The organism is Celeribacter sp. HF31 (assembly GCF_011806455.1).
GTDB lineage: Bacteria > Pseudomonadota > Alphaproteobacteria > Rhodobacterales > Rhodobacteraceae > Celeribacter.
The window spans coordinates 595,166-609,245 of sequence record NZ_JAATOT010000001.1; the positions used below are offsets into that span (position 1 = coordinate 595,166).

Below are 14,080 nucleotides of genomic sequence, written 5' to 3' on the forward strand. Positions count from 1 at the left end.
GATATCTGGCAAAAGAGGAGGCGCTGATGATGGTCTGGACGGAATTCATAGGGGCCATGGCCGTGTTTTTCCTCAGCCATGCGGTGCCGGTGCGGCCAAAGGTGAAACCCTGGCTGGTGCGGCATCTGGGCGCGCGCGGGTTTTCGCTGATCTATTCAATACTGTCGCTGATGATCCTGATCTGGCTGATCGTGGCCGCCGGACGCGCGCCCTTCGTGCCGCTTTGGGAGTTCGGCGCGGCGGGGCGCCACACGGCCCTCACGCTCATGCTGATCGCCTGTCTCGTGTTGGCCTTGGGGATCGCGCGGCCCAATCCGTTTTCCTTCGGCGGCGCGCAGAACGACCGTTTCGACCCTGCGCATCCGGGCATTGTTCGTCTCACCCGGCATCCTCTTTTGCTGGCCTTGGCGCTGTGGGGTGGAGCGCATGTTTTGGCCAATGGCGATTTGGCGCATGTGGTGCTTTTTGCCCCTCTGGCGGGCTTCGCTGTGCTGGGAGGCAAGATGATCACACGGCGCAAGCGGCGCGAGATGGGGGCGGAGTACGACCGGCTCTGGGCCGAGACCCGTGCCCTGCCGATCTCGCGGCTGCTTTGGCCGCCATCCGGGACGGTGGTGCTTCGTCTTCTGGCCGGGTTCCTGCTCTATGGCGGTTTGATCCTGGCGCACGGACCGGTGATCGGCGTCAATCCGCTGTTTTGAGGCGAGGGTCCGGTCCGAAATTTGAAACTCTCTGCATAAAACATTCATATTCTGCTCCTAGGAAGGGGCGAAGAAAGACGATGCGGCGGGTTTTGGCCGGGATCAATGCACATCTGCTGCGGGAACAGGCGATGTCAGGGCGCAGAAGTCTTCAAATGTTCGATTAGGATGCAAATGCCGCACCGCAGCCAGAAAACGAAGAGGGCCACCTTGCCATCGCCTCAGCTTTCCGTCTTAGCTGGAAAGCAGTGTGTTACAAGTGTTCCTCCCCTCTCTTTTAGTCATAAGGTGATCCATGGTGCGAACTGCACAGACCCCCAATTTCCGCGACGCCCTTCTTCAGCATCTCACCTATACGATGGGCAAGGACCCGGAACACGCGCAGTTCTTCGACTGGCGGATGGCGCTTTCGCACGCGATCCGCGACCGGATCGTTGACACTTGGGTCGCCTCGACGCGCAAGACCTATGAGCAAGATGGCAAGCGGGTCTATTACCTCTCGATGGAATTCCTGATCGGGCGTCTGCTCGAAGACGGGATTTTCAATCTCGATATGGTCGAAGAGGTGAAAGAGGCGCTTGAGAGCTTTGGCATGGATATGCGCACCATTCTGGACGACGAACCGGATGCGGCACTGGGCAATGGGGGCTTGGGCCGACTGGCGGCCTGTTTCCTCGACAGCCTGTCCACGATAGGTTGTCCGGCCATGGGCTATGGCATCCGCTATGAGAACGGGTTGTTCAAACAGAGCTTTGTCGACGGCCGTCAGGTCGAGAGCCCGGAGACCTGGCTTCAGGAACCGCACCCCTGGGAATTCGAACGCCCGGAAGTGCGCATCAACATCGGCTTTGGCGGCGATGTCGCCTATGAGAACGGCAAGACGATCTGGCGCCCCGCCGAGATGATTCAGGCCGAAGCCTTCGACACCCCCATCGTCGGCTGGCAGGGACGCTGGGCCAACACGCTGCGCCTCTGGTCTGGCCGCGCGGTCGATCCCTTCGATCTGGGCCTGTTCAACTCCGGCGATTTTGCCGCCGCGTCCGAACATGAGGCGCTGGCGCGCACCATTTCGCGCGTGCTCTACCCCGAGGACAGCAACGAAGCCGGGAAAGAGTTGCGCCTCAAACAGGAGTATTTCTTCTCCGCCGCCTCGATCCGCGACATCCTGCGCCGCTTTGACAGCCAGCATAACGATTTGAAACTTCTGCCGAAAAAGATCGCGATCCAGCTCAACGACACGCATCCGGCGATTGCCGGGCCTGAGCTGTTGCGCATCCTGCATGACGAGCGCGGCCTGTCCTTCGAGGAGGCGCTTGAGATCGTCCATGGCTGTATCAACTACACCAACCATACGCTTCTGCCGGAGGCATTGGAGCGGTGGGACGAGCGCCTGTTCGGCCGTCTTCTGCCGCGTCACATCGACATCATCAACCGCATCGACGACGCGCATTACCGCGCCAATCCGCAGCGCACCCTGTCGTCGCGCTCCGACGGTCAGGTCAAGATGGGCGAGCTGTCCTTCATCATGGCCAATAAGGTGAACGGCGTCTCAGCGCTGCACACCGATCTGATGAAGAAAACCGTGTTCAAGGAGTTGAACGCGCTGCACCCGGAGCGCATCGTCAATGAGACCAATGGGGTGACGCCGCGCCGCTGGATGCATTCGTGCAATCCGGCTCTGTCCGGCCTGATCACCGAGACCATCGGCAACGAATGGATCGCCGACCTTGAGCAATTGAAAAAGCTCGAACCGTCCATCGAGGACGCGGGCTGGCTCGACCGCTTCATGGGCGTGAAATCCGCCAACAAAGCCGCGCTGTGCGACTATGTGGCGGAGGCGCATGGGGTGAAACTCAACCCCGACGCCATGTTCGACATCCAGATCAAGCGGATGCACGAATACAAGCGCCAGCACCTCAACATCCTCGAGACCATCGCCCACTGGCAGGAGATCAAGGACAACCCGAACGCCGATTGGGCGCCGCGGGTCAAGATTTTTGCGGGCAAGGCGGCGCAGGGCTATTACTTTGCAAAAGACATCATCCGGCTGATCAACGACGTCGCCAAACTGGTCAATTCTGATGCCGCGACGCGCGATGTGTTGCAGGTGGTGTTCCTGCCGAACTACAACGTGACGCTGGCCGAACGACTGGTGCCTGCCGCCGATCTGTCCGAACAAATCTCGACGGCGGGCAAGGAGGCCTCCGGCACCGGGAACATGAAATTTGCGCTGAATGGCGCGCCCACCATCGGCACGCTCGATGGCGCCAATGTGGAAATCCGCGAACAGGTCGGCGAAGAAAACTTCTTTCTCTTCGGCATGTTGGCCGATGAGGTGATGCAACGCCGGATGATCCACGACCACGCGCAACAGGCGATCAACGCCGACCCGCGTCTGGGCCGGGCTTTGGAAGCGCTTCGTGATGGTACCTTCAGCCCCGAAGATCCGGGCCGCTACACCCATATCGCCGACAATCTGACCTGGTCGGATTACTTCCTTGTCTGCTCCGATTTCACCGACTATTGGCGCGCCCAACGGGAGGTGGACAAGGCCTATCTGGCCCCCAAAGCCTGGGCCAAAATGGCGGCGCTCAATACCGCGCGCTCAGGCTGGTTCTCCTCTGATCGCACAATTCGCGGTTATATGTGCGATATTTGGGGAGCTGAAAGTCTTCTCGCGTAAAATCAAAGGATTGTGCGGGGGTCCGAATCCTTTAAGCTTGCCATGAACAAAGGAATTTCGCATGGCTCCGGCACAAGACCACGACTTTGCAGACGCAAAGATTTTGTCCCAAATTTGTGAGGGACGTTTCGACGATCCCTTCGCCATTTTGGGGCCGCACAAAAAGGGCCGGGTGCGTTTCGTCACGGCCTTCGATCCGGGCGCAGACGAGATGACGGCGCTTTCCGGCGGCAAACGCTATCCGCTGGCGCCGGTGACCGGCTACGCGGGGCTGTTCCACGGCAAAGTGTCGGGCACCAAACCTTACCTGCTCGAAGGGCGGCATGGGACGGTGATCTGGACCGTCGAGGACGCCTATCGCTTTGGTCCGGTTCTGGGCGAGATCGACGAATACCTTCTGGGCGAGGGCACGCATCACCACGTCTGGAAAGCGCTTGGCGCCCATGTGATGGAACATGAGGGCACAGAGGGCACGCATTTCGCGGTCTGGGCGCCCAACGCGCGGCGCGTGTCTTTGGTGGGCGATTTCAACGCCTGGGACGGGCGTCGTCATGTCATGCGCCGTCGCGGCGCCACGGGGGTGTGGGAAATTTTCATGCCCGGCGTCGGCGAGGGCACGGCCTATAAATACGAAGTGATCGGCGCTTACGGCGAAGTGCGGCTTAAGGCCGACCCCGTCGGTTTCGGCAGCCAGCACCCGCCGGAAACGGCCTCCGTGGTGCGCGACATCAAGGGCTATGGCTGGTCCGATGAGGCTTGGCTTGAGACCCGCCAATCGGTGCAGAGCCGCGACAAACCGATCTCGATCTACGAGGTGCAGCTTGGCTCGTGGAAGCACAAGGAAAACGCCTATGGCGGTGCGCGCCCGATCTCTTACAAAGAGGCGGCGGTCGAGCTGGTGGACTACGCCAAAGACATGGGCTTCACCCATATCGAGCTGATGCCGATCTCGGAATATCCGTTCGATGGCTCCTGGGGCTATCAGCCGGTGGGGCTTTTCGCGCCCACCGTGCGCTTCGGTCCGCCGCATGAGTTCCGGGATCTGGTGAATGCGGCGCATGAGGCGGGGCTGGGCATTCTGATCGACTGGGTGCCGGGGCATTTCCCCACGGACAGCCATGGGTTGGGCCAATTCGACGGCACCGCGCTTTATGAGCATGCCGATCCGCGCGAAGGCTTCCATCAGGATTGGAACACGCTGATCTACAATTACGGCCGTTTGGAAGTGGCCAATTTCCTGACCTCCAACGCGCTCTATTGGTTCGAAGAATATCACATCGACGGGCTGCGCGTGGATGCGGTCGCTTCGATGATCTACCGCGATTATTCGCGCGAAGAGGGCCAGTGGATCCCGAACGCACAGGGCGGACGCGAGAATTTCGAAGCCATCTCCATGCTGCAAACCATGAACACGCTCACCTATGGCGAAGTGCCGGGGATCATGACCGTGGCCGAGGAAAGCACGGCCTATGCGGGCGTGTCTGCGCCGGTGGACACGGGCGGGCTTGGGTTCGGGTTCAAGTGGAACATGGGCTGGATGAACGACACGCTGGACTACATGTCGCGCGCGCCGGTGCATCGCAAATACCATCACCACCAGATGACATTTGGCCTGCATTACGCCTTTTCCGAGAATTTCATCTTGCCGATCAGCCACGACGAAGTGGTCCACGGCAAGAAATCCATGCTCTCGAAAATGCCGGGGGAGGAATGGGAGAAATTCGCCAACCTGCGCGCCTACTACGGCTTCATGTGGGCGCATCCGGGCAAGAAGCTTTTGTTCATGGGGCAGGAATTCGCCCAATGGCAGGAGTGGAACCATGAGGCAGAGATCGACTGGGCCTGTTTGGGCTATCATATGCACGAAGGCGTCCAAAGCCTCGTGCGCGATCTGAACCATCTCTATCAGGGCACGCCCGCGCTTTATGCGAAAGACTGCGAAGGCGACGGGTTCCAGTGGATCGAAGCCAACGATGCCGAGGCCTCGATTTACGCCTGGGTCCGGCGCGGCAGGCCGGGCGACCCGGAGGTCGTCGTGGTTTGCAACTTCACGCCGGTGGAGCGGATGGCTTACCAACTTGGCTTCCCCTCGGAAGGTCGCTGGCAGGAGGCGCTGAACACCGATGCGCAGAGCTACGGCGGCGGCGGGCGCGGCAATATGGGCGGCGTCACCGCGACGCGCCTTGAGGACCAAGACTGGCAGGGCCAACCTGCCGCGGCCACGATTTGCGTGCCGCCGCTGTCGACATTGATTTTTATTAAGGAAGGGGCGTGACCCCAAAGGGGCACGTGAGAGGATAAACAGATGCCACATACGCGCAACAGGCTCTCTGGTCGCACCGTCGCCTTCGTGCTCGCGGGCGGACGCGGCTCGCGGCTCAAGGAACTGACCAACGAGCGGGTGAAACCCGCCGTCTATTTCGGCGGCAAGAACCGGATCGTCGATTTCGCCCTCTCGAACGCGCTGAATTCCGGCATTCGCAAGATGGCGATCGCCACACAGTACAAGGCGCATTCGCTCATTCGCCACATCCAGCGCGGCTGGACGTTCTTCCGCGCCGAGCGCAACGAATTCTTGGATATTCTGCCCGCGTCCCAGCGCTATGAGGAAAGCACCTGGTATCGCGGCACGGCGGATGCTGTGGCGCAAAACATCGACATCATCGACAGTTACGACGTGGATTACATCCTGATCCTCGCGGGCGACCATATCTACAAAATGGATTATGAAGTGATGATCCGCCAGCATGTGGACACCGGCGCCGATGTCACCGTCGGCTGCCTGACGGTGGATCGCAAGGAGGCCTCGGCCTTTGGCGTCATGGGCGTCGACGAGAAAGACCGCATCACGACGTTTCTTGAAAAACCCGCCGATCCGCCCGCCATTCCGGGCGATGAGACGAAATCTCTGGCCTCGATGGGCATCTATGTCTTCAACTGGAAATTCCTGCGCGAACGCTTGCTCGAAGATATGGAAGATCCGCATTCCAGCCATGATTTCGGCAACGATCTGATCCCAGAGCTGGTGCGCAAAGGCAAGGCGCAGGCGCATCGTTTCACCGACAGCTGCGTGCGTCACCCGGAGGCGCCGGCCTATTGGCGCGACGTGGGCACGATTGACGCCTATTGGAAGGCCAATATCGACATGACGGATTTCACGCCGGAACTGGATATGTGGGACAAAGAGTGGCCGATCTGGACCTACTCCGAAAACACCCCGCCCGCGAAATTCATCCACGACCGCCCCGACCGGCGCGGCTCTGCGGTGAGTTCCATGGTTTCGGGCGGCTGTATCATTTCGGGGACGGAAATCCGCGAAAGCCTGTTGTTCACCCATGTGATGACCAATTCCTATTCCTCGCTGGAACGCGCCGTGGTTCTGCCCAAGGCCTATATTTCGCGGCATTGCCGGTTGAAAAACGTGGTGGTGGACCGCGGTGTGCATGTGCCCGAAGGCCTCGTCGTGGGTGAGGACCCGGAGGTCGATGCCAAGTGGTTCCGCGTTTCGCCCGGCGGTGTGACCCTGATCACCCAGGACATGCTGGACGCGAGAGCGCGTGGATGAGGAAAAGAGCGTAATGGCGACCGAAGCGATGATCCGCGTTCTTTCCGTGACATCCGAATGTGTGCCGCTGGTGAAAACCGGCGGCTTGGCCGATGTGGCGGGGGCTTTGCCCGGCGCTTTGGCGCCTCTGGGCGTCGAGATGCGCACGCTTTTGCCGGGCTACCGCGCCGTCTTGGAGGCCCAGCCCGAGGCCGAAACGGTTTTCGAGGTCTGGGACCTCTTCGGCGGTTTTGCCCGCATTCGACGCGGCACGCTTGGCGATCAGGTGCTTTATATCCTTGATGCGCCGCATCTCTATGACCGCGACGGCTCGCTTTACATCGGCCCCGGTGGGCATGACTGGGGCGACAACGCGCAGCGCTTTGCCGCGCTCTCTCTGGCCGCTGCGATGATCGCCGCGCATGGCATTGAGGACTGGGTCCCGCAGGCGATCCATATGCACGATTGGCAGGCGGGTCTGACGCCGATCTACCTGCGCGAATTGGGCGCGGCCGAGCGGGTCAAGACGCTGATGACCATCCACAACGTCGCGTTTCAGGGCTGTTTCGGCGCCGATATGATCGGCACGCTGGGCCTGCCGCCGCATGGGTTCACCGAGGGCGGCTATGAATATTGGGGCCAGATCTCGATGCTGAAAGCCGGGATCATGACCTCGACCAAGGTCACGACCGTCTCGCCGACCTATGCGCGCGAGCTGATGGACGGGGCTTTCGGGCTGGGGATGGAGGGGGTTCTGGCCTCTCGTGGCGCGGATTTTTCCGGCATTCTCAATGGCATCGACCTCGATCTCTGGAAGCCGTCCTACAAATCCCCCAAGGGCAAGGACAAACACAAGGCGGCGCTGCGCGAGGAATTGCACCTGCCCGACAGCGATGGGCCTCTCTGTGTCGTGATCTCGCGGCTCACGGGGCAAAAGGGCTTTGATCTTTTGCTTGAGGCGTTGCCGATGCTCTTGGAGCAGGGCGGTCAACTGGCGCTTTTGGGCTCCGGCGAGCCGCATTTCGAGGCGGCCTTTCGCAATGCCGCAGAGAAATATCCCGGCGTCGCCGTGCGCATCGGCTACGACGAAGCCTTCGCGCGGCGTCTCATTGAGGGCGGCGATGCGATCCTCGTGCCGTCGCGCTTTGAACCCTGTGGTCTGACCCAGCTTTACGGGTTGCGGTTCGGCACCATCCCGGTGGTGACGCTCACCGGCGGGCTGGCCGACACGGTGATCAACGCCAATTCGGCAGCGCTTGCGGCGGGCGTGGCGACCGGACTGCAGGTCTATCCGATGACCAAAGAGGCGCTTTCGATGGGGCTGACCCGGCTCTGCGATCTTTACCGCGACAAAGACGTCTGGTCGCAGATGATGAAAAACGCCATGGCGCAACCCGTCGGCTGGGACACCTCGGCCAAGGCCTATGCCGCGCTGTTCAAACAGATGGTTGAATCAGGCGAGAGCACCCGTGAGAGTGAGGGCGCCCGCGCATGAGTTCCTTGACGATCCTCGGCGGCCATGCCGCGCCTTTGGGCGCGACGTTTGACGGCGAGGGCGTCAATTTTGCAGTCTTCTCCGAACATGCGCACCGCATCACGCTCTGCCTCTTTTCGCCCGACGGGCGGGTGGAAACGCACCGGCTCGATCTGCCGGAACGCGATGGCGATGTCTGGCACGGCTATGTGCCGGGGCTTAGGCCCGGTCAGCTCTACGGGCTGCGCGCCGACGGCCCCTATGCGCCCTATGAGGGGCATCGCTTCAACTACAACAAGCTTTTGCTCGATCCCTATGCCAAACGGCTGACCCGACATCTCGACTGGCACGATGCGGTGATGGGCTACAAGGTCGGGGACAAAGAGGTCGATCTGTCCTTCGACAAACGCGATTCCGCGCGCTACATGCCGCGTTGTGTGGTCGAAGATGTGCTGTTCGCCTGGGGACGCGACAAGGCGCCGCGCACGCCGACCTCGAAATCGGTGATCTACGAGGCCCATGTCAAAGGCCTGACGCAGCTCCACCCCGATGTGCAGCACAAGGGCAAATTCCTGGGCCTCGCCTCGGACGCCATCCTCGATCATCTGGTGAAACTCGGCGTCACGGCGATTGAGTTGCTGCCCGCGCAGGCCTTTCTCAATGACCGCTTTTTGGTCGAAAAAGGCCTGGTGAACTATTGGGGCTATCAGACGCTTGGCTTCTTCGCCCCTGATCCGCGCTACCTCGCGCATGACCAGATCGCCGAGTTCCAACACATGGTCGCGCGGCTGCATTCTGCGGGCATCGAAGTGATCATGGATGTGGTCTACAACCACACCGGCGAGGGCAACGAATTGGGTCCGACCCTGTCGTTTCGCGGCCTCGACAACCGAAGCTATTACCGCCTCGCCGACAATCCGCGCTACTACATCAACGACACCGGCACCGGCAACACGCTCAACATCGACCACCCGATGGTGCTGCGCATGGTGTTGGACAGCCTGCGATATTGGGTCGAGGAGATGCATGTCGATGGCTTCCGCTTTGACCTTTGCACCACTTTGGGTCGCACGCCGACCGGCTTTGACCGGGGCGCCAGTTTTTTCGACGCGATCCGTCAGGACCCGGTGCTGACCCGCGTCAAACTCATCGCCGAACCGTGGGACATCGGCCCCGGTGGCTATCGCGTCGGGGGCTTTCCGCCGCCGTTTTTGGAATGGAACGACAAGTTTCGTGACGGCATCCGGCGGTTCTGGCGCGGGGACGCGGGGCACGTTGCGGTGCTGGCCGACCGCATCACCGGCTCTGCGCTGCAATTCGACCATTCGGGGCGGCCGGCCACGACATCGGTCAATTTCGTCACCGCGCATGACGGGTTCACGTTGATGGATGTGGTCAGCTACACCCAGAAACACAACGAAGCCAATGGCGAGGGCAACCGTGACGGCCATGGCGACAACGCCTCGGACAATATGGGCACCGAAGGCCCGACTGACGATCCCGCGATCCTGGCGGCCCGCGCGCAACGGCGGCGTAACCTCTTGGCGACCGTGCTGTTTTCCCAAGGCACGCCGATGCTCTTGGCCGGAGACGAGTTGGGCAACAGCCAAAAGGGCAACAACAACGCCTATTGTCAGGACAATGAAATCGGTTGGATCGACTGGTCGCAATCCGATCCCGCGTTCCTCGATTTCGTCCGGCGTCTGATCGCGTTCCGGCGCGAACACCCGATCCTGCGCCAGAAACGGTTCCTGCACGCCCGCGAACGTATCGTCGATGGCATTGAGGATCTGTTCTGGTGGCGGGCCAATGGCGCGCCGATGACGGATGAGGATTGGGCCTGGTCCGATCTGAAAACGCTCTGTGTCGAGATGCGGATCGCCTCGGGCACGCCGGCCTATGCGCAGCGCGAAGAGGCCCTGTTCCTGATTTTCAACCGTGGCCCTGCGGTGCCTGTCCATCTCCCGGCCTGCCCGGATGGGCGGCGCTGGCGGCTTTGGATCGACACGGCGCACCCGGAGATCGACGGCGAAGTGGTCGATGCACCGATGATACAGGCTGCCTGCGAGAGCACATTGGTTCTGGAACTGGAGGCCTATAATGACTGATTTGCGCCTCGAACTGGCCTATGCCCGTGGTGTTCACGCCAATTACTACGACCAGATGGGGGGCTATCATGAGACCTCCGTCGAGACGGCCGTGGCGCTTTTGGCCGCTCTCGGGATCAAGGCCGACACAGAGGCCGAGGCCCGCGCGCATCTTGACGCGGGCGATGCCTGGCTGCCGTGGGACATCGTGTTCGAGGCGGGGACCAAGCCTTGGGTCGACATCGGAGAGGCCACTTGGCGTCTGACTTTTGAGGACGGCACAAAGACCGAAGGGCGGGGCGTCGGAAGCCTGCCGTTGGTGCCCTTGGGCATCCATCACCTCGTGGCCGATCTACCGCATGGCGCCCAGCGGATCACGCTTTTGGCGGCGCCTTCGACGATCCCCTTGCCGGAGCGTGCATGGGGCATGACCGTGCCGCTTTATGCGCTTTCCCCCGAGGGCATCGGCTCTTACGACGACCTTCTGCCGCTGGTGCAGGGGCTGGGCGAAAGAGGCGGCAGTTTTCTGGGCATGAACCCGGTGCATGCGGGCTTTCCTGCCGATCCCGGCCTCTTTAGCCCCTATACGCCGTCGCATCGTCGCCGTCTCAATGTGTTGCATCTCAAGACCTCGGGCGGGGCCTCGGACCGGCTTGTGGACTATGAAAACGACGGTCCGGCGCGGCTTGTGGCTCTGCGCGAGGCGTTTGAAAAGGACAAATCTTCCAAAGCGTTCACGGCCTATCTTGAGGCCGAGGGGCGCTCGCTCGAAACCTTCGCCCTGCATCAGGCGCTGTCGGATCGTTTCGGGCCGTTCTGGTCGGGTTGGCCGGAGGCCTATCAGGACCCGGAAAGCCCGGAGTGCACCGCTGCGCGTGCCGAGTTGAAAGCCGAGATCGGCTTTCACAGCTGGCTGCAATGGCGGGCCGAGGCGGCCCTCACAGAGGCGCAGGCGCAGGCCAAAGCGGCGGGCATGACCCATGGGCTTTACGTCGATCTGGCGGTCGGCACCCATCCGCATGGCGCCGAAACCTGGGAAGATCGCGACAGCTTTGCCTTTGGGGCATCCTTGGGTGCGCCGCCAGATGCCTTCTCCTCCGAGGGGCAGAACTGGGGCCTCGCACCGTTCAATCCGATCACGCTCCGGGACAAGGCCTATGCGCCTCTGGCGGAAACCTTCGCGCGGCAACTGCGCGTCTCGGGCATGCTGCGGGTCGATCACATCCTTGGCTTTGAGCGCACTTTCTGGGTGCCGCAAAACGCGCCCGGCTCCTATGTGACCATGCCGCGCGACTCGATGCTCGCGGTCGCCCGGATCGAGGCGGCGCGCGGCAATGGTGGCGCGGGCGGGATCATCATCGGTGAGGATTTGGGCAATATTCCCGACGGGCTGCGCGATGCGCTGGCCGGGTCGGGGGTCTTGGGCTGTCGCGTGGCGATGTTCGAGCGCTGGCAATGGGACGACCCGGAATTCAAACCGGCGCAGGATTATGACGAGGCGGCGATCGCGTCGTTTTCGACCCATGACCTGCCGACCTGGATGGGGTGGCGTCAAGGCGCCGACATCACGGCGCGCGCCCGCATCGGCAGCCTCGACAATGCCCAGACCTCGAAAGATCAGGGCCACCGCGCCCGCGAGGTCGAGGCGCTTGATCGGCTTTTGCCCGAGGTGGAGCTGAGCACCGGGCAGGATGCGCTGCATGGCTTTCTGGCCCGGACGCCCTCGCGACTTGTCGCGGTGCAAGCCGAAGTGATTCTTGATATGGTGGACCAACAGAACCTGCCGGGGACCACCAGTGAATACCCGAACTGGCGGCTCAGGCTGCCGGGCGGCGCCAAGGCGCTTGCCACCCATAAGAAACTGGACCGTGTGGCCGAGATCATGCGCCAGAACGACCGATAAAAAGACCGAAGAGAGGAACAACACGCCATGACCCGCCAAGTGGTTTCCACGACCCCCATCGAAGGCCAGAAACCCGGCACCTCCGGGCTGCGCAAGAAAACGCCTGTCTTCATGCAGCCGCGTTACCTCGAAAACTTCGTGCAGGCGATTTTCAACGGCACGGGCGGCGCCAAAGACAAGACCTATGTTCTGGGGGGCGACGGGCGCTATTTCAACGAACGCGCGGCCCAGGTGATCCTGCGCATGGCGGCGGCCAATGGCGCGAAAAAGGTCATCATCGGCCAGAATGCGCTTTTGTCCACGCCGGCGGCCTCGAACCTCATTCGCACGCGCGGCACGGATGGCGGCATCATCATGTCTGCCTCGCACAACCCCGGCGGGCCGACCGAGGATTTCGGCGTCAAATTCAACACCGCGAACGGTGGCCCGGCGCCGGAAAATATCACCCAGCGCATTTTCGAAGAGACGCAGAGCCTGAGCGAATACGCGATCTGCGAGGCGCAGGATGTTGATCTCTCGACGCTTGGCACCTCGACCATGTTCGGCATGGAGATCGAGGTGATCGACCCGGTGGCGGATTACCATTTGATGATGGAAGAAATCTTTGATTTCGAAGCGATCCGCGATCTGTTTGCCTCCGGGTTCACCCTGCGCTTCGACGCGATGCATGCGGTCACCGGCCCCTATGCCAAGGCCATTCTCGAAGGCTCGCTGGGCGCGCCGGAGGGATCGGTCGTCAACGCCGTGCCTTTGCCGGACTTTGGCGGCGGTCACCCAGACCCGAACCCGATTTGGGCCAAGGAGTTGATGGATCTGATGTTCTCGTCGGATGCACCCGACTTTGGCGCGGCCTCGGACGGCGACGGCGACCGCAATATGATCGTGGGCCGCAACGCCTATGTAACGCCCTCGGACAGTCTCGCCGTTCTGGCCGCCAACGCCGCTTTGGTGCCAGGCTACAAGGACGGGCTCAAGGGCGTGGCGCGCTCCATGCCGACGTCCCGCGCGCTCGATCGTGTGGCCCATGCCGCCGGGATCGAATGTTATGAGACGCCGACGGGGTGGAAGTTCTTCGGCAACCTTCTGGACGCGGGCCGCGCGACGCTTTGTGGCGAGGAAAGTGCCGGAACCGGCTCGGATCACGTGCGCGAAAAGGACGGGCTTTGGGCCGTGCTGTTTTGGCTCAACGTGCTGGCCGCGCGGGATCAATCTGTGGCGGAGATCATGGCCGATCACTGGGCCAAATTCGGACGCAATTATTATTCGCGCCATGATTTCGAGGCGGTCGACAGTGACGCCGCCAATGGCTTGATGAACGCGCTGCGCAGCCGCTTGCCCAACCTGCCGGGGCGGGTGATCGAGGGGATGACCATCGAGGCCGCCGATGAGTTCGCCTATGACGATCCGGTCGATGGCTCGCGCTCCGAAGGCCAAGGCATTCGCATCCTCTTCACCGACGGTGGGCGCATCGTGTTTCGCCTGTCGGGCACGGGCACCGAGGGCGCGACGATCCGGGTCTATCTGGAGAGGGTCGAAACCAAGGCGGCGGCCCTGCAGGACAATCCGCAGAATGCCCTGTCGGGGATCATTTCGGCGGCGGATAAGCTCGCGGAAATTCGCAGCCGCACGGGCCGGAATGCGCCCGATGTGATCACCTGAGCTTTGTCTCAGAGGACGATGAAAGCCGG

At 61.8% G+C, this 14,080-nt stretch carries 8 protein-coding genes; all 8 read left to right on the top strand.

Annotated elements, in window-relative coordinates; all coding sequences use genetic code 11:
• Positions 1-26: 26 nt before the first annotated feature.
• The gene (locus HCZ23_RS02990; protein ID WP_368487276.1) at positions 27-701 is read left to right on the top strand and encodes an NnrU family protein; all 675 of its coding nucleotides are present in this window, start codon (positions 27-29) and stop codon (positions 699-701) included.
• A gap of 295 nt (positions 702-996) precedes the next feature.
• Positions 997-3,384 carry a glycogen/starch/alpha-glucan phosphorylase gene (locus tag HCZ23_RS02995; RefSeq protein WP_167600188.1) on the top strand — a complete coding sequence of 796 codons (2,388 nt, stop codon included), beginning with the start codon at positions 997-999 and terminating at the stop codon, positions 3,382-3,384.
• Between the two features lie 61 nt (positions 3,385-3,445).
• A complete protein-coding gene (glgB, locus tag HCZ23_RS03000; RefSeq protein WP_167600189.1) occupies positions 3,446-5,659 on the top strand; it encodes a 1,4-alpha-glucan branching protein GlgB in 2,214 nt (737 codons plus the stop codon).
• A 30-nt stretch (positions 5,660-5,689) separates the two neighbouring features.
• Entirely contained in the window at positions 5,690-6,949 is a 1,260-nt protein-coding gene (gene glgC, locus HCZ23_RS03005) for a glucose-1-phosphate adenylyltransferase (RefSeq protein ID WP_167600190.1), read from the top strand.
• A gap of 28 nt (positions 6,950-6,977) precedes the next feature.
• Positions 6,978-8,423 carry a glycogen synthase GlgA gene (glgA, locus tag HCZ23_RS03010; RefSeq protein WP_167600314.1) on the top strand — a complete coding sequence of 482 codons (1,446 nt, stop codon included), beginning with the start codon at positions 6,978-6,980 and terminating at the stop codon, positions 8,421-8,423.
• Entirely contained in the window at positions 8,420-10,510 is a 2,091-nt protein-coding gene (glgX, locus tag HCZ23_RS03015) for a glycogen debranching protein GlgX (protein ID WP_167600191.1), read from the top strand. The genes glgA and glgX overlap by 4 nt, the downstream gene beginning before the upstream one ends.
• A complete protein-coding gene (gene malQ, locus HCZ23_RS03020) occupies positions 10,503-12,392 on the top strand; it encodes a 4-alpha-glucanotransferase (RefSeq protein ID WP_167600192.1) in 1,890 nt (629 codons plus the stop codon). Before glgX ends, malQ begins: the two co-directional genes overlap by 8 nt.
• 27 nt (positions 12,393-12,419) lie before the next feature.
• Positions 12,420-14,051 carry an alpha-D-glucose phosphate-specific phosphoglucomutase gene (locus HCZ23_RS03025; RefSeq protein ID WP_167600193.1) on the top strand — a complete coding sequence of 544 codons (1,632 nt, stop codon included), beginning with the start codon at positions 12,420-12,422 and terminating at the stop codon, positions 14,049-14,051.
• The last annotated feature ends 29 nt before the right edge of the window (positions 14,052-14,080 follow it).

Coding starts and splice junctions, on each gene's coding strand:
- HCZ23_RS02990 (WP_368487276.1), top strand. CDS start 27: ATGATGGTCTGGACGGAATTCATAGGGGCCATGGCCGTGTTTTTCCTC.
- HCZ23_RS02995 (WP_167600188.1), top strand. CDS start 997: ATGGTGCGAACTGCACAGACCCCCAATTTCCGCGACGCCCTTCTTCAG.
- glgB (WP_167600189.1), top strand. CDS start 3,446: ATGGCTCCGGCACAAGACCACGACTTTGCAGACGCAAAGATTTTGTCC.
- glgC (WP_167600190.1), top strand. CDS start 5,690: ATGCCACATACGCGCAACAGGCTCTCTGGTCGCACCGTCGCCTTCGTG.
- glgA (WP_167600314.1), top strand. CDS start 6,978: ATGATCCGCGTTCTTTCCGTGACATCCGAATGTGTGCCGCTGGTGAAA.
- glgX (WP_167600191.1), top strand. CDS start 8,420: ATGAGTTCCTTGACGATCCTCGGCGGCCATGCCGCGCCTTTGGGCGCG.
- malQ (WP_167600192.1), top strand. CDS start 10,503: ATGACTGATTTGCGCCTCGAACTGGCCTATGCCCGTGGTGTTCACGCC.
- HCZ23_RS03025 (WP_167600193.1), top strand. CDS start 12,420: ATGACCCGCCAAGTGGTTTCCACGACCCCCATCGAAGGCCAGAAACCC.